The 26,342-nt window shown below is 37.9% G+C and carries 16 protein-coding genes and 1 pseudogene; 11 read left to right on the top strand and 6 right to left on the bottom strand.

From position 1 onward, the window contains the following. Positions 1–58: 58 nt before the first annotated feature. The 7 genes from H4K35_RS08775 to H4K35_RS08745 all read left to right on the top strand — a co-directional run bounded on the left by H4K35_RS08775 (position 59) and on the right by H4K35_RS08745 (position 16,344). Positions 59–991, top strand: a complete 933-nt coding sequence (locus H4K35_RS08775; RefSeq protein ID WP_182627093.1) for a FecR family protein — start codon at positions 59–61, stop codon at positions 989–991. A 90-nt stretch (positions 992–1,081) separates the two neighbouring features. Continuing rightward, positions 1,082–4,501, top strand: a complete 3,420-nt coding sequence (locus H4K35_RS08770) for a SusC/RagA family TonB-linked outer membrane protein (RefSeq protein ID WP_182627091.1) — start codon at positions 1,082–1,084, stop codon at positions 4,499–4,501. A gap of 15 nt (positions 4,502–4,516) precedes the next feature. After that, entirely contained in the window at positions 4,517–5,947 is a 1,431-nt protein-coding gene (locus H4K35_RS08765) for a SusD/RagB family nutrient-binding outer membrane lipoprotein (protein WP_182627089.1), read from the top strand. 2 nt (positions 5,948–5,949) lie between these two features. Continuing rightward, positions 5,950–6,924 (top strand): metallophosphoesterase, encoded by a 975-nt coding sequence (locus tag H4K35_RS08760; RefSeq protein WP_182627087.1) that lies wholly within the window; start codon positions 5,950–5,952, stop codon positions 6,922–6,924. Between the two features lie 5 nt (positions 6,925–6,929). Next, positions 6,930–8,510 carry a calcineurin-like phosphoesterase family protein gene (locus H4K35_RS08755; protein ID WP_182627085.1) on the top strand — a complete coding sequence of 527 codons (1,581 nt, stop codon included), beginning with the start codon at positions 6,930–6,932 and terminating at the stop codon, positions 8,508–8,510. 170 nt (positions 8,511–8,680) lie between these two features. After that, entirely contained in the window at positions 8,681–10,252 is a 1,572-nt protein-coding gene (locus H4K35_RS08750; RefSeq protein ID WP_182627083.1) for a M20/M25/M40 family metallo-hydrolase, read from the top strand. 188 nt (positions 10,253–10,440) lie between these two features. Beyond that, positions 10,441–16,344 (top strand): alpha-2-macroglobulin, encoded by a 5,904-nt coding sequence (locus tag H4K35_RS08745; RefSeq protein ID WP_182627081.1) that lies wholly within the window; start codon positions 10,441–10,443, stop codon positions 16,342–16,344. A gap of 116 nt (positions 16,345–16,460) precedes the next feature. Here the strand turns inward: H4K35_RS08745 and H4K35_RS08740 are convergent, their stop codons facing one another. Continuing rightward, entirely contained in the window at positions 16,461–18,944 is a 2,484-nt protein-coding gene (locus H4K35_RS08740; protein WP_182627080.1) for an outer membrane beta-barrel family protein, read from the bottom strand. A gap of 84 nt (positions 18,945–19,028) precedes the next feature. Continuing rightward, entirely contained in the window at positions 19,029–19,370 is a 342-nt protein-coding gene (gene arsC / locus H4K35_RS08735) for an arsenate reductase (glutaredoxin) (RefSeq protein ID WP_182627189.1), read from the bottom strand. Between the two features lie 42 nt (positions 19,371–19,412). On the opposite strand from arsC, the gene H4K35_RS08730 reads away from it, so the two are divergent. From H4K35_RS08730 to glsA, 3 genes are read left to right on the top strand one after another with little or no spacing between them, the layout of a single operon-like run. Further along, positions 19,413–20,318, top strand: a complete 906-nt coding sequence (locus H4K35_RS08730; protein WP_182627078.1) for a CPBP family intramembrane glutamic endopeptidase — start codon at positions 19,413–19,415, stop codon at positions 20,316–20,318. 21 nt (positions 20,319–20,339) lie between these two features. Continuing rightward, the gene (locus tag H4K35_RS08725) at positions 20,340–21,374 is read left to right on the top strand and encodes an AMP-binding protein (RefSeq protein ID WP_182627076.1); all 1,035 of its coding nucleotides are present in this window, start codon (positions 20,340–20,342) and stop codon (positions 21,372–21,374) included. Between the two features lie 12 nt (positions 21,375–21,386). Then, positions 21,387–22,403, top strand: coding sequence for a glutaminase A (gene glsA / locus H4K35_RS08720; protein ID WP_182627074.1), 1,017 nt, complete (start codon positions 21,387–21,389; stop codon positions 22,401–22,403). Between the two features lie 135 nt (positions 22,404–22,538). Here the strand turns inward: glsA and H4K35_RS08715 are convergent, their stop codons facing one another. Together H4K35_RS08715 and H4K35_RS08710 are read right to left on the bottom strand one after the other, a co-directional pair. Further along, positions 22,539–23,237: a hypothetical protein gene (locus tag H4K35_RS08715; protein ID WP_182627072.1), complete on the bottom strand. Its 699-nt coding sequence runs from the start codon at positions 23,235–23,237 to the stop codon at positions 22,539–22,541. Positions 23,238–23,251: 14 nt separating this feature from the next. After that, positions 23,252–24,037, bottom strand: coding sequence for a hypothetical protein (locus H4K35_RS08710; RefSeq protein ID WP_182627070.1), 786 nt, complete (start codon positions 24,035–24,037; stop codon positions 23,252–23,254). 202 nt (positions 24,038–24,239) lie between these two features. Here H4K35_RS08710 and H4K35_RS08705 point away from each other — a divergent pair. After that, positions 24,240–24,521: pseudogene (locus tag H4K35_RS08705) on the top strand (glutaminase); the annotation flags it as partial. Positions 24,522–24,655: 134 nt separating this feature from the next. On the opposite strand, the gene H4K35_RS08700 reads toward H4K35_RS08705, so the two are convergent. Together H4K35_RS08700 and H4K35_RS08695 are read right to left on the bottom strand one after the other, a co-directional pair. Then, positions 24,656–25,351, bottom strand: coding sequence for a hypothetical protein (locus tag H4K35_RS08700; protein ID WP_182627068.1), 696 nt, complete (start codon positions 25,349–25,351; stop codon positions 24,656–24,658). 478 nt (positions 25,352–25,829) lie between these two features. Further along, on the bottom strand, positions 25,830–26,249 hold the full coding sequence (locus tag H4K35_RS08695) for a nucleoside-diphosphate kinase (protein ID WP_002986848.1): 420 nt from the start codon (positions 26,247–26,249) through the stop codon (positions 25,830–25,832). Between the last annotated feature and the right edge of the window lie 93 nt (positions 26,250–26,342).

Here is a 26,342-nt window from a genome sequence, read left to right as displayed (position 1 = left end):
CGTAGGGGAAAGGGGGTGTTTCCCGTACTTCATTATAGTATTAGATCACAAGACTATAATGTATAAAAAATTTAAAACACTTTTATTGAAGTACCACAAAGGAACAGCTTCCTCAACGGAAGAAACTATAGTGGATCAATTTTTTAATGCGCTGCAAGTAGGTGGAGTTACAGCAGAAGAAACAAGACGAGATAGATCGCTATACCTTCGTTTGCATCGCGCACTACCCCATCAAACTAAACCAGCTATTTTTAGAACAGCAGTCTTACGCTATACCGCACTTGCCGCTTGTTTGGCAGGAGTTGGACTATTGTATTTTTTTGTTTTTGCACATCCAGAACCTCAATGGATAACGAAATCTGCCCAAAAAGGAGAGCAAATCGTTTTTCACCTGAGTGATTCTACTTTGGTGTATCTCAGTGGAGGAAGTTCATTACAATATCCCGCTCAATTTGAAGAAAATCAACGTATTGTTCAATTAAATGGCGAAGCTTTTTTTGAAGTAAAACGAACGCATTTTAAGCAATCTTTTCAAGTAAAAAGTGAAAACTTACATGTAAAAGTATTAGGGACAAAGTTTAATGTTAACGATGTAAAAGGAGAAACTATTAGTGTGAGTGTACACGAAGGAAAAGTTCAGGTGAGTGATGTCGAAGAAACGAAGAAGGTAATTCTACATGCAAATGAAAAAGTAGATTTTCTAACCAATCAACAACAATTTAAAGCTTATGCGATGGAAAAACAAGATTTAGATCAATGGCATAAGGGGAATTTAAAATTTAGACAAGCAAACATTCATGAGGTTATTCATGTGCTCAATAGAAGGTTAAACACCAAAATTAGGTGGAAAGGACAGGCAGTACCTACCTTGACCATATCTGGAGATTTTAAATACAATAGCATAGAGGAAATATTAAACAGTTTGAACTTTTTGTATGGAATATACCATGTGCAAAAGACAGATGGAACCATTGAAATAAGCGTAAAATAGAAAAAAACCTGCCTATAGTTGCAGCTATAAACAGGTCGATTATTTAAGTATCAACAAAATATTGATTAACCAAAAACCAAAGATAATAAAATGTATCTAAAATTATTTAAAAGTAGGAATATATCCTATCAAAAATGGATGTGTGTCCTAACGTTGAGTGGCACGTTCGGCACGGGGATTTACGCACAGCAAAATGCTATACTTCTAACAGGGGATGCTGATGGGCTGTCAATAGAAGAAGTTTTTGAAGATGTCAAAAAGCAAACCAATTACACAGTAATGGCCTCTGACGAAGTGTTGAAAACGAATAAGAAAATTGCTATTGCAGTAAAAGACCGAAACATTACCGATGTGTTAGATCAGGTCTCTAATGAATATGGATTGACCTACCAGATATCGGGTACGACAATCTCAGTAAAAGAACAACAAAACCACCAATTAATTAAAGGAGTGGTGAAAGATAAGGACGGCTTTACTGTACCAGGAGCAACTGTAACGATTAAGGGAACTGATAAAGGAGTTGCAACAGATGTTAATGGGGCATTTAGTATTACGGCAAACGTGGGGGTTGATGACATAGAAATTTCCTTTATTGGGTACAAAACTCAAATTGTACGAGCAGCGCAAAATATGAATATTATCTTACAAGATGATCAAACGAGTTTAGATGAAGTCATTGTTACAGCTTTGGGAATAAAACGAGAAGAAAAGCGCCTAGGGTATGCACAAGAAACAGTCAATGCGGAAAAATTAGCTACAGCAGTTGCAAATAACTGGTCTAGTGGATTAAAAGGAAAAGTTGCGGGGTTAAACATCGCTTCGGGAGGAACGGGACCTATTAACTCTCAACGTATTCAATTGAGAGGGAATACTTCTTTAGATGCCAGTAAAAACTACGCATTGATTGTAATTGATGGTGTGCCTATGGATCAGGAGATTAACTCAAATGGCTATAACAGTGCAGCATTTGGTAACGACTCTCCCGTAGATAATGGAAACGCTATTTCTGATTTGAGCCAAGATGATATTGAAAGCGTAACAGTTCTAAAAGGACCAACGGCAGCGGCCTTGTATGGATCAAGAGCGGCAAATGGTGCATTGATTATCACCACTAAATCTGGAAAGAAAAACGATAAATTTGGAATCACTTATAATAGTTCAATCGCTTTTGATGTTATCAATAAATGGCCTGATTACCAGTATGAATACGGGCAAGGATCTGGTGGGTATTTCGATAAAAATGGGGAGGCCTATTATTCTTTCGGAAACTCTGCGGATGGACCAGATACAGGAAACCATCCTGAGGCTTGGGGACCGCGATTCCAAGACCAATACTTTTATCAGTATGATCCATTAACTCAGGGACAAACTGCTGAACGCACCTTGTGGAGACCTTATAAAAATAATAGAAAAGACTTCTTTGATACGGGAATTACTATAAATAATGCGGTTGCTTTTCAAGGTGGAAACGACAAAGGTTCCATGCGTTTAAATATTTCACATACTGATAACAAGTGGATTGTTCCTAATACAGGCTATAAAAAATATGGTGCGTCCTTCAATGGTAATTATCAGATTTCAGATCATATCAAATTATCCGCCGTCATGAATTACAACAACAGAAAGAGTGATAATTTACCTGTTCTAGGATATAATAACGGTTCCTTGGCTTATTTCATGATGTTCTTATTGCCTAATGTGGATATTAATTGGTATAAACCCACGTGGAAAGTAGGTAGAGAAGATAGAGAACAATTAAATCCTTTTTCTCCATGGTCGAGTAATCCCTATTTTATTACCAACGTAGATCAAAATACACTAGACAGTAATCAGTTTATCGGAAATGTAAAAGCAGATATTAAATTGACCGATAAGTTAGATTTTATGGGACGTTTGGCTATCAATAATCTAACACAATTTAGACAGACAAAACGTGGTTTTTCGAGCAAACGCCATGCAGAAGGTTTCTATGCGCGTCAAGATATATCAAGTAGAGAAATTAATGCTGATTTCTTATTAACTTATAGAGATAAGATTTCAGAAGCCTTGGATTATCAAGTGATGGCGGGAGCTAATCACATGTCATATACACATCGAAACTTGAGAACTTCGGTAGATGCTCTAGTAGTTCCTGGAGTTTATAAGCTCTCCAATGGTGTAAATAATCCTATTGTCAATACCTCAGATGCGTTGAAAAAAGTAAACAGCTTCTATGGTATGATGACATTTGGTTATAACAACTTTTTATTCCTAGACGTTACTGCTAGAAATGATTGGTCTAGTACATTACCTAGCGGAAATAATTCGTATTTCTATCCTTCCGTGAGTGCAAGTGCGATTCTGTCGGATATGTTTGTCCTACCCACAACAATAGATTACTTAAAGTATAGGGTGTCTTTTGCTAAAGTAGGAAGTGATACCGACCCTTATCAAATTTCGAAATATTATGCGCAAAGTAATTTTCCAAGTTCAGCAACTATGCCAAGTACGCTGTACAATGCCGATTTGAAACCAGAAATTACTTCGAGTTGGGAAACAGGTTTGGAAATGAAAATGCTTCAAAATCGTTTGGGATTTGATGTCACTTTTTACAATTCAGATACTAAAAATCAAATATTGGTCTTACCAATGGATATTGCAGAAGGGTTTAGTTCTCAAGTGATCAATGCAGGAAAGGTAAGGAACAAAGGTTTAGAACTCGTTTTACATGGTACGCCAATTAAGAGCGGAGATTTTACATGGAATGTTTCTGCCAACTGGTCTACGAATAAAAATGAAGTACTAGAACTAAAAGACAATTTGGAGGAACAAGTGTTAGCTACGGTAGTTAATGGCCGATTAATTGCTAGAGTTGGTGGAACAACGACTGCTCTATATGGACGCAATTTTATGCGTAGCCCAGAAGGGCAAATCATTTATAATAATGGAGTTCCTGTTCTAAGTGATGATCCTGAGTATATTGGTGATGTAGCGCCCAAATGGAAAGCAGGTTTAGTTAATACATTCAAATACAAAAATTGGCATTTTGGAGTGACGGTTGACGGATCTTATGGAGGAAAAATATACTCACATACCCATCACAAAGCCACAGAAGCAGGGCAGCTAAAGCATACACTCAAAGGACGTGAACAAGGAGAAATAATCGGGGAAGGTGTTGTGCTCCAGTCAGATGGTAGCTATGCACCGAATACAACCCCTATACGTGTAGACAATTACTACAGAAAATACTATGAATATCAGAATGTGGAGTCTAATACGTTTGACGCTTCTTTCTTGAAAATTAGAGAACTCTCTCTAACGTATGCATTTACTAAAAAACAATTGAAGCGCTTGGGACTAGAAGGCTTAAGCCTAACGGTATACGGACGTGATTTAAAAACGTTTACTGATTTTCCGATTTACGATCCGGAAGCCGCAACAATGAATGGTAGCGTAATTGTTCCTGGTATGGAAACAGGACAAATGCCTTCCACAGCTTCGTATGGTTTTAATCTAAAAGTAGAATTTTAATACACAATCTCTCAAATGAAAAAAATACTTTATATAGCCGCTTCGGTTTTCTTCTTCTACTCTTGTACAGAAAATTTTGAAGAAGTAAATACTAATCCCAATCTTATTGATCAAATTAGTTCGGGAACACTCCTCAACGAGATCCTTTACAATATGTCTAATAATAATGTTAGAAATTACTACGACATCACGGCAGAACTCATGCAAGTAAAACTGCCTTACCCTAGCTTTTATGGAGGTAGACATCGCTATGAAATTCTCGATAATACAGGTAATTCTCAATGGAATGCCAGTTATAAATGGGCTAAAAATATTAGAGAAATGTTAAGCATCGCAGAAGCCAACCCAAATGATGCAAACTACAAAGCCATTGGATTGACCTTACGCGCGTGGATTTATTCCAATTTGACTGATTCTTTTGGAGATATCCCTTTTTCTGAAGCATCCAAAGGAGATGAAGGTGGTGTAAAACCAAAATATGATACGCAGCAAGAAATCTACATGACCTTGTTGCAAGACTTAGAAGAGGCAAATGCACTCTATGCTCACGATAAACCGATGTTATACGGGAAGGAAATCTTATTTGACAATAACACAAGAAACTGGCAACGATTTACCAATTCCCTTCATTTGCGTTTGTTGTTGAGAATCTCCAATGTATATCCCGAGGCTTATACAAAAATGGTGACTTTATTGAGTCAAGAAGACAAATATCCCATCATACTAGATAATAGCCAAAGTGCAGCACTAAAGGTGACAGGAATCACCCCAAATTTATCACCTTGGTCTAGAGCCTTAGACTTTTCAAACGGTCAATCCGCTTCTGCCTTTTTTGTAGATCATTTGAATGAATTAAATGATCCTCGCTTAGAGATATATGCTACTGAAGCGAAAGATTTAGAAGGAAAGTCAATTGGGTATGTCGGAATTCCGAGTGCTTATGTTGGTGATAATTCACAGTTCAAGTTTTCTCCCTCCTATATGAATAATAAGCAAGTGGTCGCACCCATGAGTATTCCAATCTTGATGCACGCGGAGGTAGAATTTATCAAAGCCGAATTAGCTCAGCGTGGCTATTTCAACAGCAATAATGCAGCTCAGTATTATGTAAATGGAATTCGAAGTGCTGTTTCATATGTAACGGGAAAAGAAGTGCCTGCGTCTTACTTAGAGCAAGAAAAAGTGAAATACGATGGTAGTTTGGAGCAAATTATGCTACAAAAATATATCTCACTATACTTTACAGATTTTCAACAATGGTCTGAATATAGACGTACTGGCTTACCAGTGTTGCCTACCACTTCTTCTATGTTGAATGACGCTAAAATGCCTAATCGCTTATTGTATCATTCAGATCAAAAGGTATACAACCCAACGAACTATTCAGAAGCCAGTCAACGCATTGGTGGAGATAATATGAATGCAAAACTTTGGTGGACAAACTAGTGATGAAGAGAAGTGATTTTTTACGCACGATGGCTTTGGGGACTCTAGCCACGGCGATCCCTTTCGATATGCAAGCGAAAGGTACAGAAAAACCTAAGGCAGCAGATACGTTGAGCTTTGGAATTATTACGGATCTACATCAAGATCTAACCTTTGATGCTCCAGACCGTTTACAAGCGTTTGTCGATGAGATGAATCGAAAACAAGTAGATTTTATTGTTCAATTAGGTGATTTTTGTGTACCCAAGAAAGAAAACAAAATCATAGTAGATATCTGGAACTCTTTTCAAGGGGATGCTTATCACGTGATTGGCAACCACGAATTTGATGAAAATAAATCGTTGGAACAGATTATGGATTTTTTTGAATTAACAAAAAACTACTACAGTTTTGACCGCAAGGGGTATCACTTTGTAGTTTTAGATGCCAATGGAAAAATTCCGGGAAATGATAGTGTACGTTATCCTTCTTACTTCCATAAAGAACAGTTGGAATGGTTAGAACACGATTTGAAAACCACCCCTTTGCCAACGATTGTATTTATTCATCAAGGTCTGGATCACAATGGAGTACACAATAGAGAAGCAGTGCGTATTTTATTTGATAACTGCAATAAACAAGCGGGGTTTACCAAAGTAAAAGTTGTTTTTTCTGGACATCATCACATGGATTATGCTAATGTTATCAATGGGATTCAGTATGTGCAAATAAACAGCGCAGTCTATCGTTGGTTAGGTGAACCCTATAACAATCAATCATTTCCACAGGAGGCGTATAAAAAATACCCGTATTTGCGCAATATGGGCTATTACAAAGAACCGTTATGGGCACATGTAGAAATAGAATCAGACGAATTGATCTTGACAGGAAAAGAATCCCCTTGGTTTGGAGATTCTCCCGTTGAATTAGGAGAACCTATTGTTTCGTGGAACTACGTTTCGGCCGCTAAAATATCAGATCGATTAATTAAGTTATAAGCAACATGAAAAAAATTATTCTAAGTATTGCCTTCTTATTCTCGTTGGCGGTTGGAGCACAAGATAAAGTAATTGGTTATGTCTATGAAGATGTCAACGCCAATGGCAAAAAAGATAAAAAAGATCGACCAATAGCCGAGGTCGCAGTGAGTAATGGAACAACGGTTGTATTGACAGACGAACAAGGAAAATATGAATTACCTCTGTCAGATGACAATCCAATATTTGTGATTAAACCCACTGGTTATCGCTTTGCTTTGGATGAGTACAATCTCCCAAAATACTATTATATGCACAAACCTAAAGGGGCTCCCAAACACTTAAAGTACAGTGGGATTGCACCAACAGGAAAGCTGCCAAAAGAAGTGAACTTTGGCTTGTTGCCTCAAACTGAATATAACGATTTTAAAGCCTTTGTCTTTGGTGATCCACAACCCTATACTATGGAAGAAATGGATTATTATAAAAGAGCTATTGTCGATGAGGCTAAGCAACATACAGCTGGTATTTCTTTTGGAATTAGTCTAGGGGATATTGTGGGGGATGATTTGAGTTTACATCAACCCTATAAAGAGGTAATGAAAGAAATTAACTTGCCGTGGTACAATGTGTTAGGTAATCACGATATGAACTACGATGTAGAAGAAGATCGTTATTCTGACGAAACCTTTGAACGCAATTTTGGTCCAGCTAATTATGCCTTTAATTATGGAAATGCCCATTTTATTGTATTGGATGATATTCTTTATCCACACCCAGTGACTAAAAAAGGATATTGGGGAGGATTTCGAAAAGATCAATTGGATTTTGTCCGTAACAATCTAAAGTTTGTAGAGAAAGATCGTTTAATTGTCGTGGCCTTTCATATCCCACTTTATGTAGGAGATGAAAAACACTTTGATGCACAAGCCAGGCAAGAGCTACTCGATGCTCTGGCAGATTTTGATCACGTTTTGCTCTTATCTGCTCATATGCACATGCAAACCCATCAGTTTTATGGAAAAGAACATGGGTGGAACAAAGACCAATTACTACATGAGTACAACGTAGGAACCACTTCAGGAGATTGGTATTCAGGGGAATATAATGAAGATAATTTACCTGTATCTACCATGCGTGATGGAACGCCAAAAGGCTATGCTATCTTATCGGTTAAAAACAATGCGTATGTTTTAGATTACAAAGTAGCAGGAAAGCCCGATGATTATCGTATGGAAGTATTTATGCCTCAGGTTGTTGCAGATAAAAAAGGAGGAAACTCATTCGTTTATGCCAATGTATTTATGGGAACTGAATTTGATGTGGTCGAATATCGCTTTGATCAACAAGAGTGGAAAAAAATGAAAAGAGAGGTAACCCTAGATCCTGCTTTGTATGCAAAAGTGCAAAAATATGATTTGTCTGATACACTTTTGGATGGAAAGAGACCTTCTAACCCTGTGAATAGCCCTCATTTGTGGAGTGCACGTATTCCGGCCAATTTAAGTGTAGGAACACATCAAGTAGAAATTCGTACAAAAGATATGTTTGAACGTGTATTTTCTACTGTGAAAACATTTAGAGTGGAGTCAAGAACAAGTAAATAATACAAAAATAAGTCAAGATGAAGTAGAGTAATTTCATGAAGTGAAGTGTTAATTTGGTTGAGATAGGCGGGCATTTGCTCGCCTATCTTCGTTTGAGGGAGGCAAAAAAATAGTTGTGTAACAGTAGATATTCGAGTATTTTGCTACGATCAAATTAAAACCAGAAATCAATGAAGTTTACCAGCGCTTTTAGCCAATCAGTCAAATGCAGTTTATGGGCAATTGCACTAATGACCAGTAGCGTTAGTCTTGCACAGCAGCAAGATCCTATCGTAGAGGCCATCGTTAAAGAAGGAACCCACCACTCACAGCTCAAGGCGTATGCCTTTGAATTATTAGATGTGATAGGCCCGCGTTTAGTAGGGACACCTCAAATGATGCAGGCGCACAATTGGGTAAAAGAAGAATATCAAAAAATGGGATTGGAGGCTCGTAATGAAGCCTATGGAACCTGGAAGGCATGGGAAAGAGGAACGTCTCAAATTACGATGACCGCCCCTCGAATTAAATCACTAGAAGGTATGCAATTAGCTTGGAGTCCTGAAACGAAAAAAAATGGCGTTGAAGGAGAAGTCGTTGTCTTAGTAGATGCCCAATCGAAAGCCGATTTCGAAGCTTGGCTACCCTCAATAAAGGGAAAATATGTATTGATATCTGCGCTTCCCCCAAGTGGACGACCAGATTATCAATGGAAAGAATACGCCACGACAGAGTCGTACGAGAAAATGAAAAAAGAAAGAGAAGCGATTGAACAAGCGTGGAACCAGCGCATAACCAATACAGGATATACGGCAAAAGAGCTACCTAAAATATTGGAAAAAGCAGGAGTTGCAGGTGTGGTAATGTCTTATTGGACAGGAATTATGGGCGCGAATCGAATTTTTGGCTCACAAACCACAAAAGTACCTACTGTAGATCTTGCCTTTGAAGATTATGGTTTGCTTTATCGTCTTGCGGAAGGCGGAAAATCCCCTAGAATTAATGTCAATGTACAATCTAAAGACTTGGGAATCGCACAGACGTTTAATACAATTGCCGAATTAAAAGGAACAGAAAAAGCAGATGAATACGTTATTCTATCTGCTCACTTAGATAGCTGGGATGGTGGAACGGGAGCCACAGATAACGGAACGGGAATCATTACTATGATGGAAGCAACTCGCATTCTGAAACAAGTTTTACCACATCCTAAGCGAACCATTCTAATCGGAAACTGGGGAAGTGAAGAACAAGGACTAAATGGATCACGCGCTTTTGTGGCAGATCACCCCGAGTTAGTAGATAAGATTCAAGTGGTTTTCAATCAAGATAACGGAACAGGTCGTATCGCTAATATAGCAGGACAAGGGTTTTTACATGCCTATGACTTTTTAGAACGCTGGCTTTCGGCAGTGCCTAAAGAATATAAAAAAGAGTTGAAGACTCATTATCCAGGGTCTCCCTCTGGTGGTGGATCCGACCACGTCTCTTTTGTCAGTAAAGGTATTCCAGGATTTATGATGAGCTCACTCAGCTGGGGCTATGGAAATTATACCTGGCATACCAATCGAGATACCGCGGATAAAATCGTATTTGATGACGTGCAAAACAACGCAATTCTCATCGCTATTATGGCCTATAAAGCAAGTGAAGAACCTGAATTGGTGCCAAGAGAAAAAGTAAACCTTCCGATCAATGATCAAGGAGAACAGCAACAATGGCCCGTTTCAAAAGAACCACAACGCAACTCCAATAACTACTAGAAAAAATGCTTTTGCCTTTGGTAAAAGCATTTTTTTTACACTTAATTTATAATGGTTTGTTAACGAATTGATTCGCGTTTTTATAACCTAGTGTTTTTTAGCAAGCAAACGACAGATATCATTGCGAATAGTTATATATTTATGCACCTAATTTTTTATTTCTTATGAAAAAATTAAATATATATGTTATGATACTAGCTCCCATCTTAGGCTTTGCACAACAGCCTAATAAAAAGATCCAAGAGCTCTGGAAAAGTATCGAGCACAAGGAAGAACAGAGAGAAGTACAGAGTATGCTTCCAGAAGTACAAGAAGTGATCTCACTATCTCGTCAGTCAAAAGCCTACGCTAGTCTTTTGAAAGGAATGTTCTACGAAGCTAAAATCAATATTACAACCCAAGAGGATAAAGCGTATGACATAAATACTGTTTTACAAGCGTTTGAAGCGGAACTAAAAGCAGCATCAGGGGAGTACAAAGCTGTTCTGCAAGCGTATATAGCGCGGTTATATCAATTGTATTACGAGGAAAATGCTTATAAACTGAGCAATAGGACCACAGTTGAACAGCAAAAAGGCAATGACATTCGCTTTTGGACCAAAGAGGATTTTGAAAGAGAAAGTGCGGCTTATTGGAACGCAGCTTTGGAAACTGCAAAGAAAAATACAACGGCAACAGTAGGCGGTTGGAATGATGTATTTCTAACAACAGAACAGTACAACCTCGACTTTTCTAAACTTACTGTTTACGAGGCGTTGCGCATCGATTATGCCGCTTATCTAGCTGAAGGATTTGCCTATCGCGCTACTACAGAACAAAGAGAGCAAAAAAAGGCACAAGCCAGAGAAGTAGTTCAACAAGTGATTCAAGAGCTAACCAAAAAAGGACAAAGCGAATTAGCCGCTTATGTACAAGTGTATGCTTTGCACAATTTTGAACATCATCAGGAATTAGCTGAACGCAATAAGGTGTACCAAACACTGCTCAAACAAAACCCTAAGTCGGCTTTAGTCCACGAAGCAGTAGTTCAATTTATGTACTATGCCTACCAAGATAGTCAAGAACAAGAAGTAGAAGAAACTGCTGGAGCAACGCTATTGGCTTTTATTGAACAAACGATAGCGAAATTTCCTGGAACAGAAACCGCACAGCGACTAGAAACAATCAAAAAAGTAGTTGAAACCCCGTCTTTGGATGTGAGTTACAACGCGTATGAATTACCTGAAGTGAGTTCTATTTTAGCGGTAACCCATAAAAATGTGTCAACGCTTCACTTTAAAATATTAAAATTTGAAGGAGATGATAAATCGTTTTCTATCAACGAGCCAAGCAATTTAGCAGGATACAAAAAAATTGCCTCAGATTACGAAAAAGTGACTGAATACACCATTGCCTTAAAATCTTTTGCCGATTACAAAGCCCATACCACTCATGTGGAGTTAAAACCACTCCCTCCAGGACGTTATATCGTACTTTTGGCTAATCGCGATTTTGATTACCTCACAGAAGAAAAAGATGTGGTAAGCATGGCATTGATTAATAGTACCTCAAATGCCTTCTTGACCAATGGCAATAAGTTTAGATTATACGATCGTAAAACAGGACAACCCAAAGCCAATCAAGCGGTTTTCCTAGCGAATGGACCTAAAAAAGACCAGAGTAAAGCGTATTGGGAAACGATTATCAATACAGATGGTAATGGAGAGTTTACCGCTGATTTTATCAAAGAATATGCAAACTTATATTACGGAGTAAAAGGAGAATCGATCTTTTACTCAACTTATACCTTTCCAAAGAACAAAGAAACAGAAGATGGTACGGAAACGGTAAATTGGAATGCAAAAGTATTAACCGATCGAGCGATTTATCGCCCAGGACAAGTGGTGTACTTCAAGTCTATTGTCTTTCGTCAAAAAGGAAAAACTAGACAAGTGGGAGCCAATCAGTTGGTTACTGTTAAGTTAATGAATCAAGAAACCCAACAAGAAGTAGGGAAATTAGCTTTAAAAACCAATGAATTCGGATCGGTTCAAGGAGAGTTTATTTTGCCAACTACAGGTATGTTGGGCAGTTTTAACTTTGAGGTGCTGCTAAAAGAAGGAAATATAGAGGAATATGCCTCCATAAGTGTAGAAGAATACAAACGTCCGAAGTTTGAAGTTACGATGGATGAGGTGAAAGGTGTGTACTATTTCGATGAAAAAGTAGAAGCTAAAGGAAAAGCAATTGATTATTCAGGAGCTACTGTAGCCCATAGTACTGTTAACTATCGCGTTGTCCGAAACTCAGGTTATCGTTATGATATCCGAGGATATTATGGTAGACCTGGGCGTGAACAAGCAGTCACTGTTGCGCAAGGAGCAGTAGAAACAGATGCTACAGGAAATTTCACCATCACTTTTACTGCTACTCCAGAGCGAAAAGAGTACAAAGCAACTGATTTACGCGTGCATTCTTACACCGTTTACGCAGATGTGATGGATATCAATGGCGAAACACATAGTAGCACGCAAACGATCTATGTTGGCGATAAAAATATTAACCTTCAATTGCCAATCACGACTAATGAAATGGTATCAACCAAAGAGTTAGAGGCAATTAAAATTAAAACGAACAACCTCAATGGAGCGACATTCGCTGCCAAGGGAGAATTGAGTATCGTTGCCTTAGAAGCACCTTATGCTAGACGTATGTTATTGCCTTACGAAAACTATGCAAAAGAAGATTACGAATTGTATACCTATGAAGAATTCGTAAGCAAATTCCCTTATGTTGGCTATGGCGATGAAATTGATCATACCAAATGGAAACAAGGAAAAGTAGTATTTTCCAAAGACTTTGATACCGCAAAAGATAGTGAGGTGACTTTCCCTAATGCAAAAGCATTGACGTCAGGCTTTTACTTGTTGAAAGGTTTCGTTTGGGAAAAAGGTGAAAAAACAGAAGTAGAACAGTATTTCTACTATGACAATACCACAGAAGAACCAGGAGTAATCTATCAATTGCTCTCAGTAAAAGCAGATAAAGAAAAGTATAAAACAGGAGAAGTAGCTAAAATTAGATTGCAGAGTGGTGAAAATCAAACTATTGTGATTGCTTCTGTGTTTGTAAACGGACACCTCAAACAAAAGAAAACGCTAGAGGTAAATCGAAAAGCCAGTTATTTTGAGTATCCCATGACAGGGGAAATGGGGGATGTAAGAGTGAGTTTTACCGCAGTTAAACACAACTTCGCCACGCAAAAATCAGCGCAATTGGTCTTGGATGCAAGCCAAGAAGAGTTGAAAGTGGAGCTTGTTACTTTTAGAGATAAGCTTACTCCAGGACAAGAAGAAACATGGCGCTTAAAAGTATCGGGAAAATCAAAAGACAAATTCGCAGCCGAAATGGTGGCGGGAATGTATGATGCTTCCCTAGATCAATTCAGAAGTAATACCTCTTTCCACACAAACTTTGATTACTTCTTTAGTTATGGACAAGATTCTGATTTTGGAACCTACAATTTCAGCAGAAAAAGCTATGCACAAAATCTATTGAACCATTCTATTTACCCAAGTTTAGTGTCTTATGGAAAACCAATTGGGTTGAATGTATTCGGATTTAGTCCAAATGGAAGACCGCTTATAACCGTTCGCGGTGCCATGGCATACAAGAGTGAAAGCGCTAATTTAAGCGAGAATATGGTGGTTAGAGAAACTGCAGGAGAGGCAATGAAATCAGATGCAGCAGCACCAGCTCCACCAGAAGCCAAAGAAAAAACACTAGATAAAGGTGATGTTCAAATCAGAACCAACCTAAAAGAAACAGCCTTTTTCTATCCTCAGTTGCAAACGGATGATAAAGGAAATGTGAGCTTTACCTTTACCACCCCAGAAGCATTGACGCAGTGGAAATTTATGGCCTTTGCGCATACCAAAAACCTACAAAGCAACTACGTTGAGCAACTGGTGCGCACCCAAAAAGAATTGATGGTACAACCGAATATGCCGCGTTTTGTTCGCGAAGAAGATCAAATTACGGTATCGACAAAAATTGTAAACTTAAATACTACCGCATTAAGTGGAGAAGTAGAAATTCAATTCTTTGATGCGCTAACGGCGACACCGTTAACGGGATTAGTAGAAGAAGGAAGCACAGTAAAACAAAACTTTACCCTTGCTGCAACAGCCAATACAGAAGTTGCATGGACCATCAATGTACCGAAAGACATCGTAGCTTTAGGATACCGTATAATGGCCAAAGCAGGTGAATTTAGCGATGGTGAAGAAGCAGCGATTCCTGTGTTGTCTGGCCGTACCTTGGTAACCGAAACCATGCCGTTGTACATCAAAGAAGGACAAAATAAATTATTCACATTTAATGCTTTAGAACAACCGCTTTCAGCAACACGTGAAAACTATAAGCTGACGTTAGAAGTGACTGCGAATCCAATGTGGACCGCTATTTTAGCCTTACCATACCTCAAAGAGCATCCGTTTAAAGGAACAGAACAAACTTTTAGTAAAGTTTTTGCAAATACTGTCGCTACCCAATTGTTAAATAGCAATCCACGTATTCAATCCGTATTTGAATATTGGTCAAAACAAGGCGGAATACAGTCAAAACTAGAGCTTAATGATGAGTTGAAACAAGTATTGATCGAAGAAACACCATGGGTTCGTCAAGCCGCAGATGAAACAGAACAAATGAAGCGTTTAGCTGTTCTTTTTGATCTAAATAAAATGAAAACCGATTTGGATGCGCAGCTTGAGCGCTTGAATAACCAACAAAACAAAGATGGCGGATTTCCTTGGTTTAGTGGAGATCAATCAAACGTGTACATCACCCAAACCATTGTTGAAGGATTTGGGCAAATGAAACAAGCAGGAGGTATGCCACTATCAGAAAAGATTATGGCACTGGTAAAAAAAGCCTTTACTTATTTAGATGAACAACACTACGCAACCTATCAGAAAAACAAGAATGAGGATAAACGTTCAACCCTAGACTTGCACTATCTGTACGTGAGAAGTTTGTTTAAAGATGAAATTAAAATCCAAGATAAATACGCAAAAATGATTGCGGATTACCGCAAAGAATTAGCTGGGCAAAAAACATCGGACAACCTGTATACCTTAGCAATGAAGGCAATTGTACTACAGCGATTTGGCGATGCTAAAGCGGCAAATTCAACAGTAAAAACTATCCTAGAAACAGCAGTGCGCAGCGATGAAATGGGCATGTACTGGAAGGAAAATGCAGCAGGATGGTTGTGGTATAATGCGCCAATCGAAACACAAGTAATGATCATTGAGGCAGCACATGAAGTAGATGCAACAAAATATGCTAATGCAATTGAAGACATGAAAGTGTGGTTGTTGAAAAACAAACAAACAGTAGCCTGGAACTCAACCAAAGCAACAACACGTGCAGTATATGCGTTACTGTATTTAGGTAAAAACTGGATGCAGGCCGACCAAGGAGTTGAAGTAAAAGTTGGCGGTTATCCCGTAGATTTTGCCCAATCAGAGCAATTCAATGCAGGATACTATAAAAAAGTATGGGACGGAGCTGATATTCAGCAAAAAATGGGAATTGTAGAACTAGATAAAAAGTCTGCGGGAGTTGCTTATGGCGCTATGTACTGGCAGTATTTTGACGACCTGAACAAGGTGTCTAAGTCAGGTACTGGCATTGCCTTTGACAAGCAATTGTTCATCAAAGCGACTACAGACAGCGGACAAGTATTGCGCGAGATTACAAATGAAACACCAATTAAGGTAGGAGATGTAGTTACCGTGCGATTGGAAATTTCAGTTGATCGCGATATGGATTATGTTCACCTCAAAGATATGCGCGCAAGTGGATTCGAACCGATGAACGTTCGCTCTGGCTATAAGAGAAATGGCGAATTTGGGTATTACGAAGAAACCCGTGATGCAGCAACCAATTTCTTTATTACCCACCTTCGAAAAGGTACTTATGTTTTTGAATACGACCTACGTGCAAATAACGCAGGATACTTCTCAAATGGAATAACAACCCTTCAAAGTGTATATGCACCAGAAATGAATGCAACAAGCGAAGGAGCTGATGTGAAAATTTTAAGGTAGAAATAGTTAGTTGAGACGAGAAACCTAAACCAAGTAAAGGTTTTTTGAACATCCAAATAATTGAAAACCGCAAATAAAAAAAGAGACTAAAACTTCGTTTTAGTCTCTTTTTTTATCTAAAGCATTTCCATTCCTTCCATATCTCCTCCATCAGGACCACCTGGAGTCATAGCTTTGCGGTCCATTTTTTTCGGTTGGTTGAATCGATACGTAAACGATAAGTTGATTTGTCTACCTCTCCATTGCATTTCACTGTGTGAAATCGTTTGCGGTAAAACGAGATCTTGCTCTCTTTTTCTTGAGTTAAAGATATCACTTATGTTAAAAGTAATTGTTCCTTTGTCTTTTAGGATGTCTTTACTCAAGGCAAGGTTAGCTGATAAGTTACCTAAAACTTTTCCTTGTGCCGTATTGTATGGCGCGCGGTACATTCCGTTTAACTGCCAATCAATTTTATACGGCAACGTAATTTTTGACGATACACGCGTAAACCAAGCATAGGTGTTTTTATCGAAGTTTTGTGTCTCTAATGTCCCGTCTAAATGCGTAAAGGTATAATCTCCTCTAGTCTCTGTTCGGTAGAAGTTGAAGTTACCGTTTAATCTCCACCATTTAAAAGGAGAGTAGTTTAATGTAATATCCAATCCATAACGGTGTTCTGTCGCTAAGTTAATCGGTGAACTAATCGAAATAGGTGTGCCATCTTCTGTTTCCCCTGCAATACGACGAACAAATTGGAACGTATCATCCGTTTTGTTGTAGTAAGCCGATGCACTCAAGGTAAAACCGGTCCAACGTTTCATAAAACCTAAATCAATTGCATCTGTTTTTGCAGGATCTAGATCTGGATTTCCTTGGAAAAAGTTGATGTCACTCGTGTAGTTTGAAAAAGGATTTAAGAAGAATCCACGCGGTCTATTTACGCGTCGACTATAGCTAATACTCGTACTTGTACTCTCGTTTATTTCGTAGTTTAAGAACGCACTAGGAAAGAAATCGTTGTATTTTTTGTTGTTGTAACTCTGTGAAGTAAGCTGGTTGACATCTATATTCGAATCTTCCCAACGCAATCCAACCATAAAACTTAATTCAGGTGTAATGCGATCGCCATATTGTGCGTAAAGGGCGTGAACATTTTCCTTGTACTCTAAGATATTAGATAAACGAGTGTCTGTATTCCAACTGTTTTGCTGCAAGCGCTGTAGGGCAAAATCAGTAGTGTTCGATTTAAAGGTTCCTAAATATCCCGCTTCAAAATTACCGTGTTCTCCAATAGGCAATGTGTAATCTAGTTTTACTAATCCACTTTTTTCCTTTTCTTTATTATTGGTACGCTCGTATGCCGTTTGATTTAAAAAACTGTTGATGTCGTCAATGGTTGCATTTTCGTTGTCGCGTTCTTGAGAAATTGACCCTTCAACAAGTAAAATATGTCCTTCTTTCTCGAATTTTTTCTCAAACGTAGTGGTATAATCTAGGTTGTTTCTCGTACTTTTTTTGTCTTCATTTCGGTATCTGTTGTATAAAAATACATCCGAAGCATCGTAGTAGCTGTAGTTTACACGGTTGGGGTTACCACCTGTATTACGTCTAGCCGTTACAGTATTTGTCCACGTAATTGAAGGCGTTAAATACCATTCTAGACCAAATGTACCATTATACCCTTGACGCTGTCTGATGTTGTCCTTGTATTCGTAAACGCGTTGTGTCGGCTCACCCGTTACTGGATCGAGATAGCGGTTGTCATTCAAGTTATATCCTTCTGATTCGCTGTCTCTATAACCCAAAGAAGTAAAGAAATTGTAGCTTTCTCCTCTCACATTGAACATAGTGTTCAACTCGTAATTACGAGGATCACCTACGGTTCCAGTTATACTACCGTTAATTCCTTCTGCTTTTCCTTTTCGTAGGATAATGTTGATGATACCCGCACCACCTTCTGCCTCATAACGAGCGGATGGATTAGTAATCACCTCTACGCGATCAATAGATTCAGCAGGTAATATGCGCATAGCCTCTTGGATGTTGTTCGCCAATCCAGTCGGTTTACCATCAATCAAAACTTTTACATTTTCATTTCCTCTCAAGCTAATTGTACCTTCACTATCTACAACAACCGAAGGAACATTGTCCAAAACATCAGCAGCAGTACCTCCTTTGACAATCATGTCTTGGCCTACATTGTAGATTTTTTTATCCAACTTGATGTCTACCGTAGAACGTTCAGCGATAACAGTTACTTCTTCTAACATTTGAGAATCGTCCTGTACTTTTTGTACCCCAATATTAGTATCTCCTTGTACAGAAATACGGTGTAATTCTAAGGTTTTAAAGCCTAAAAAGTCAATTTTAATATAGTAGGTTCCATCTGGAACATCAAAAGAAAAGTGCCCTTTTGAATCCGTCATCGCGCCGGAGACGATGTTGGAATTGCTCTCATTTTGAGCGTAAATACTAGCGTATTCTAAAGGGGTGTTAGTTGCCGCTTCAATGACTGTACCGGTGACTGTACTCTGAGGGCGGTTCTGAGCTGCTGTTGTTAGTGCCGTAAATAATACGAACAACAGCAGAAGAACTGATGTAGGCGTTTGTCTTTTCATTATAGTCGTTTAGTTTACTTATCATACACTTAGACTATAATTTTAACCTTTGGTTTAATAACTATTTTGTTAAAAAAAAGTTAATCAAAGAATTTGATGTATTTTTTCTGTAGGCCTAGCAACAATAGCTTTTGAGCCATTGACTACGACAGGGCGTTCTATGATTTGCGGATGTGCCACCATGGCCTGAATGATTTCCTCATCAGAAAGTGTTTGATTTGCAAAATTCTCCTGCCAGAATGCATCTTTAATGCGCACTAACTCAATCGGGGTGTAGTTTAACTTTTGTAAAAGCGCTTTAATGTCGTCATAGCCAAGATTTGCATCCAAATATTTTATAATTTTGTAGGCTACACCTTGTTGTTCCATAAACGCGATACTCTCTCTTGATTTACTGCAACGAGGATTGTGATAAATTGTAATCATAGTGTTAAGGTTTGTTCTCAAATATAGCAATTTTTTTGAAAAATGAAATACATCGACCACCTACTACATCAAGTAAATAAGAAGCAAATCCTGTATTATCTTCCGTTTACACTGTTTTATTTGATGATTATGCTTGTAAATGGGTTGATTGCAAAATATTCTTCGATCTCAACACAAGAAATAATCCAATCGCAAGTTGAGTTGTTAGGAAAAAATGCTGCTTTCTTTCAACTGATTTTTCCTTTCGCTATCTTTTTGGTATTGTTAGCTTTATGGGTGTTGTTTGTACATAAACAATCCTTGGTAAGCCTGACCACTTCGCGAACCAAAATTGACCTCAAGCGTTTTGGATTCGCCTTTGGCTGTCAAACTGCTTTGATTCTACTGAGCTTTATCATTAGTTACCTCTTCAATCCCACACACCTTGTTTTTAATTTTAATCTTACGGCTTTTCTCGGATTTTTTGTCATTGCCTTGATTTTTATTCCCATTCAAACGAGTTTTGAAGAGTATTTCTTTCGCGCTTATATGATGCAAGGTGTAGGCTTAGCTACGAGAAGTAGGGGCATAGCCCTGATTGTTACTTCCGTTGTCTTTGGTTTGTTGCACCTCGCTAATCCTGAAGTAGAAGTATTGGGTGGAGGAATTATGGTATATTATATTGGTACGGGGTTTTTCTTGGGTATTATGACGTTAATGGATGATGGGTTAGAGTTGGCGCTGGGTTTTCACGCGGCAAATAATTTGATCGGCGCTTTATTAGTCACCTCAAGTTGGACCGTTTTTCAAACGAATTCCCTATTTTTGAATACCACGCCTATAGATGCTATTTCCGTTTGGGAGTTTATTTGGCAGGTATTTGTTTTTTACCCTATTTTACTCGTTATCTTCGCCAAGCGATACAAGTGGACCGATTGGAAAAATCGCTTGTTAGGTAGGGTTGCTTAATTATTTTTGAATAGATATGTTATGGATCATTACGATATTCACCCTCAATTCAAACTAAATGGCGTGAGGCATACGCTCGACTCTCTTTTAAGTGAAGCAAACGCAATGCGAGCCACCTCAGAGGAGTACCTAAGAGAATTGGGACAGCTTATCTTGGATTGGTTTGACGAGAAGGAGTACGTTGTACAACGTACTTCAGGGACTACTGGACCACCTAAAATCGTCCACTTGCCCAAAAAAGCAATGGTAGCTTCAGCAACTGCAACGGTTACCTTTTTTGATGTTCCTGCTGGTAGCAAAGCGCTCTTGTGCATGGGACCTCAATTTGTTGGAGGGAAGCTAATGTTTATTCGTGCCTTGCTATTTGGATGGGAATTGGATGTTTGCAGGCCAACGGCTCGTCCGTTGGAAGGTCGCTCAACCCACTACACTTTCGTCGCTATGGTACCCATGCAGGTGGAAAATAGTGTAGACGTGCTAGAACAAATAGACATTTTAATCATTGGAGGAGCAAAAGTATCGCCTGTATTGGCACAAAAACTAATTGGCTTACGTACACAAGTTTACGAAACCTATGGAATGACGGAAACAATTACGCATATGGCTGCAAAAAAAATAGGAAATCCCTATTTTGAAGTACTTCCACATGCCTGTATTCAAACCGATGATCGCGGTTGTTTGCTTATTGATATTCCCAGTATAAGCAGTACGCGCATCGTGACCAACGACTTAGTACGTCAAATTGATGATCGCCGATTTGAGTGGTTAGGGCGCTTTGACAATGTAATCAACAGTGGAGGAGTGAAACTATACCCAGAGCAAATAGAAGAAAAATTAGCGGCGAAAATACCGTCGCGCTTTTTTATTGCCGGAAAAGCCGATCCCTACTTTGGAACTATTGTTGTACTAGTGATCGAAAGTCAACCCTACACTTTAGCAGCTGATGTGTTTGACGACTTAACTAAATATGAAAAACCCAAAGAAATACAGTTTGTTCCGCTTTTTGTAGAAACGGCCTCTGGCAAGGTAATTCGATCAAAAAATATAAATGAATAACGCAGTAAAACGATGAATAGATTAAAATTACATAAAAGAGTACTATTGGTTATGTTGGTAGGAATAGGTCAGGTTAGTCCAGGTGTGGCACAAGAAAGTAAAACAGTGTTGGACACGCAAATTACAAAGGAGATGATGCAGCAAATTGCAAGTCAAAATCACCAGTATTACAAAGAGGGGAAAGTAGCAGATTATATTCCAGAATTGGGAAAAGCAAATGCAAAAGCCGTTGCTTTTTCTGTAGTAAAAGAGAATGGGGAAATTATCAATGTGGGTGATGTTGAAGCAAAATTCACTATTCAGAGTATTTCAAAAGTCATCGCTTTGATGATTGCCGTACAAGAAAAAGGCGAAAAAGCGCTGTATGAACGCATTGGGTATTACGGTACTGAAAAAGCGTTTAATCACTATGCCAACTTGGAAACGGCAGGAAAACCCTTAAACCCTATGATGAATGCAGGGGCAATTTTAACAACCGCTTTCATTGAAGGAGAGGGCGATGTTGCCTACCAAAAGATTTTAAAGATGATTCGCTATATTACCAAAAACGAATCCATTGACATCAACCAAGCGGTTTACCTTTCTGAAAAAGAGACAGGACACCGCAACAGAGGAATTTTCTATTTATTGAAAAACAATGGTTTAATCGAAGGGGAAGAAATTAAATTAGACAACTATTTCAAGCAGTGTTCTATTGAAGTAACTGCAGAAGACTTAGCTAAAATTGGCTATTTCTATGCCAATGGTTGTACGCGTTTCGACGGAGATACAACCTATTACAACCGCGATTTAGCGCGTTTAATTCAAGCGCAAATGCTTATTGCAGGAATGTATGATTTTAGCGGTGAATATGCTAGAACAGTAGGGTTACCAAGTAAATCAGGCGTTGGTGGGGGAATTGCCGTTAGCGTACCAAATAAGATTGGAATCGGCGTGTTCAATCCTGCTTTAGATGAACATGGAAACTCTGTAGTAGGCTATCATATGTTGTATGACTTTGTCAATCAATTAGAGTTGAGCTTGTTTTAAAGGTTAGCTGAGATTTAATGAAAGTTTCTTAGTTTGTCAACTGGAAAGCAGTTGAGATACAGCGTTAACGAATAGTAGAAAAGGTCCTAGTACATAGTGTGTTAGGACCTTTTTTATGGGAGATTTAGTATCGAATTAACTAGTCCTTAGTTTTTGCGTATGTTGTATGAAACGAAGGGTAAAACCAATTGTTAGGATGAGTATTAGTATTTGAACGACATAATCCTTAGCCGGAATCAGGAGAATGCTAAGAACAAAACTACCTACAGTTGCCCACATTCTATTTTTGTAATCGCCTAAAGCAACCTTGTCTTTTTCAAAAAGAAGAATTAAAAACGATAGGATAGTTCCTCCTCCTAACAAGAATAGAATCTCCCTCCATTCCGTTTGAGTATAGATGGAGTAGAACAATGTAATACTAGCTGTTAGCAGTCCAATATAAAGAATGGATTTGTCTAATCGAGCGATAGGAAGCCATTCTTGGACATATTGATAAATAGTCGTACTTGTGCTGTTTTCAAAAACTTCTTGAGAGACAATCCTGCCGCGAATCCTTTTTAGATTTAAGGAATCAAAAGTAAGACGTAGAAGTCCCCCATAATAAAGGTTTGTGTAAATAATTAAAAATATTTCTTCTTGATTAAGCGGAATCGGAATCTTGCTTCTGTAAATATCAATTGCTACAACTAACGTAGCTGTTTCATCATTTATTTGAATCGTTTGCTCCGTTTCAGATATGATTTTCGCAATTATATTTTTATTTTCAAATAATTTTATTTTTCGAAATTGCCATAAATTGTAAGGAAAATGAATCTTGATATGTACTGTTTTCATCTTTTACTTTTAAGTTAACGGGAGGCCATAAATGAACTGAAAGCTGCACCGCCTACTAGGACAGCTAAACCACCCCAACCTCCAGCGCCAATAGTCAAAGTAGATGCTGTGGCAACAGCGCCACTTTGAATCATAGCTAAAGCACCTGCAGTATCAGCCCCTGCATAGTAAGAGAAAAGATTTCTTCTGTCTAATATGGATGAATTGGAGGGATGCCAGTAAGTATTAGAATATTCAGCAATAGATATAGCATCTAAGAGTTGTTTTTGGTATTCAGAACTAAGGGATTCATCGGTCTTAATCGCAGTAGCTATTTTGTCAAGTTCTGAAGAAATAGAGGTGGTGCCTTCATATTTACTCGTTGCATCAAAAATAGTTAATGCGTGTGTTTGGACAGTTATAGGTAAGGATGTAGTATAAAAAGCCTGCAGTTGTTCTCGCAAAAGTTGAAGATTGTCTGTTGATTGTACAAGTAAATTTAGATGTTGTGTTATGTCTGGAATTTCCTGGAGCATCTCTGAAAATACATTTGGTTCTGATCCTTGTTCTAAGAAATAATTATTGATTATACTAATCATGGCGTCAGATAGTTCGTTTTTTGTAGGATCAACAAGTTGTTGTCCTGCTCGTTCAGCTTGTTCAAAAAGATGAAGTAAATCATTATGCATTTGACCTACCGATTTGTCTTTTTTTAAGAACACTTTTGAGGATGATGGGGCAATATGTTCACTGGTTTTGTAATCATTTGAACAGCCGAGTAAGGAGCTCGATACAACTAAGTAAATTAGAATTTTTTTCATGATAAATGTGTTTAGTGGGTTGTGAATTACATCTAATTTAGTAGTTATTATTACTGTTTTTGTCTTTTGTATTGTTAAAATAATAGTATTTGTTTAAAATCTATATATGTTGGTTGTTTTTATTTTATTTGTGTAATTGTTTTTTTATTGATAGCTATTGTTAGCTCAAAATCGTATTTCTTTTGTATAGGGAACTGTAGGTTGTACGCGTTTCGACGGAGATACAACCTATTACAACCGCGATTTAGCGCGTTTAATTCAAGCGCAAATGCTTATTGCAGGAATGTATGATTTTAGCGGTGAATATGCTAGAACAGTAGGGTTACCAAGTAAATCAGGCGTTGGTGGGGGAATTGCCGTTAGCGTACCAAATAAGATTGGAATCGGCGTGTTCAATCCTGCTTTAGATGAACATGGAAACTCTGTAGTAGGCTATCATATGTTGTATGACTTTGTCAATCAATTAGAGTTGAGCTTGTTTTAAAGGTTAGCTGAGATTTAATGAAAGTTTCTTAGTTTGTCAACCGGAAAGCAGTTGAGATACAGCGTTAACGAATAGTAGAAAAGGTCCTGGTACATAGTGTATTAGGACCTTTTTATGGGAGATTTAGTATCGAATTAATTAGTCCTTAGCTTTTGCGTATGTTGTATGAAACGAAGGGTAAAACCAATTGTTAGGATGAGTAATAGTATTTGAACGACATAATCCTTAGCCGGAATCAGGAGAATGCTAAGAACAAAACTACCTACCGTTGCCCACATTCTATTTTTGTAATCGCTTAAAGTAATCTTGTCTTTTTCAAAAAGAAGAATTAAAAATGATAGTATAGTTCCTCCTCCTAACAAGAATAAAATCGCTCTCCATTCGGTTTTACTATAGACGGAGTAGAACAATGTAATACTAGCTGTGAGTAGTCCGATATAAAGATTGGATTTGTCTAATCGAGCGATAGGAAGCCATTCCAAATGACTTTGATAGATTGTAGCACTAGTGCTATGTTCAAATTCTTCGGCTGTCACAACTTTACCTTGAATACAACGTGAATTTAGCGTTTTTCGATACAGTTGGATGAGCCCTTTTCCTACATCCATAAACAGTAGGAGATAAATAGGATCTTGTTGTTGAGGTAAAGCAATCGTATTTCTAAAGTAATCGAGCTTCCAATGAATGGATGTCGCCTCATCAGGAAGGTAGATTTCAAGAGAATCACCGTGCATAATGTAGGCAATTAATTCGCTTTTGTGATAAATCTTTAGCCGTCTGGCATGATACCAATTTCTAGGAAAAAAAAGCTTGAGGTGGACCGTTTTCATAATAGAAAATTTTGATTAAACGAAGAGTAGAGTAAAAATGAACTGCAACGCCTACATCAAAAAAAAGCTAAACCAACTCAACTAGAGGGAATAGAGTAAAGCTTATTTAAAGTTTGAAATAAAATACATGCAGTACGAATATTTTTGTTTCATTATAAAATAAATTGAACAATTGATAAATCAATCTAATATAGTTTTAGAAATTGATATATGAAAAATATTCGTGTTAAAATATTATTTTTTTATTAAAACAGATGGTTTATTTAGGCATGTATATGGCTGTATTTTTTTTGAGAGGATAATCACCTGGACTTGAATGAAATGAGATAAGCCATGTGCAGGTAGTTTTATAAAAAGAATGGTAAATACGGTATAGCTTTTGGTTTTACTCTATTGGTTAGTACTAGTTTAAGATATAAAAAAAAATAGAGGGTGACCTTTTGGGACACCCTCTATCTTATTTTTTATTCTAAACGAATTAGAATTGCTCTCTACCAGAGAAATGGAATGCACCTTCGATTGCTGCATTTTCGTCACTGTCAGATCCGTGAACAGCGTTTTCTCCAATTGATTTAGCGTATTTTTTACGGATAGTCCCTTCCGCTGCCTCAGCAGGGTTAGTTGCTCCGATTAATTTTCTGAAATCTTCAACAGCGTTATCTTTTTCTAAAATAGCTGCTACGATTGGTCCTCTTGACATGAATTCAACTAATTCACCATAGAAAGGTCTTTCAGCGTGTACTTCGTAGAATTTTTGTGCGTCTCTAACAGTTAACTGAGTTAACTTCATTGAAACAATTTTAAATCCTGCTTCTGTAATCATGTTAAGGATTCCACCGATGTGACCTGCTTCTACTGCGTCAGGTTTAATCATTGTAAAAGTTCTGTTCGTTGCCATTTGTTCTAAAATTAAATTTTTTGCAAAAATAGACTTTTATGTCTAATATATTGTATTTTCATTCAAAATCTTCACAGTCAAAGTGAAGTAATT

It is taken from the genome of Myroides sp. NP-2 (assembly GCF_014145665.1).
In the GTDB taxonomy this organism is placed as follows: Bacteria; Bacteroidota; Bacteroidia; order Flavobacteriales; family Flavobacteriaceae; genus Flavobacterium.
The sequence above is the reverse complement of the archived record's forward strand: the minus strand, read 5'-3'. Positions and strand labels throughout refer to the sequence as shown.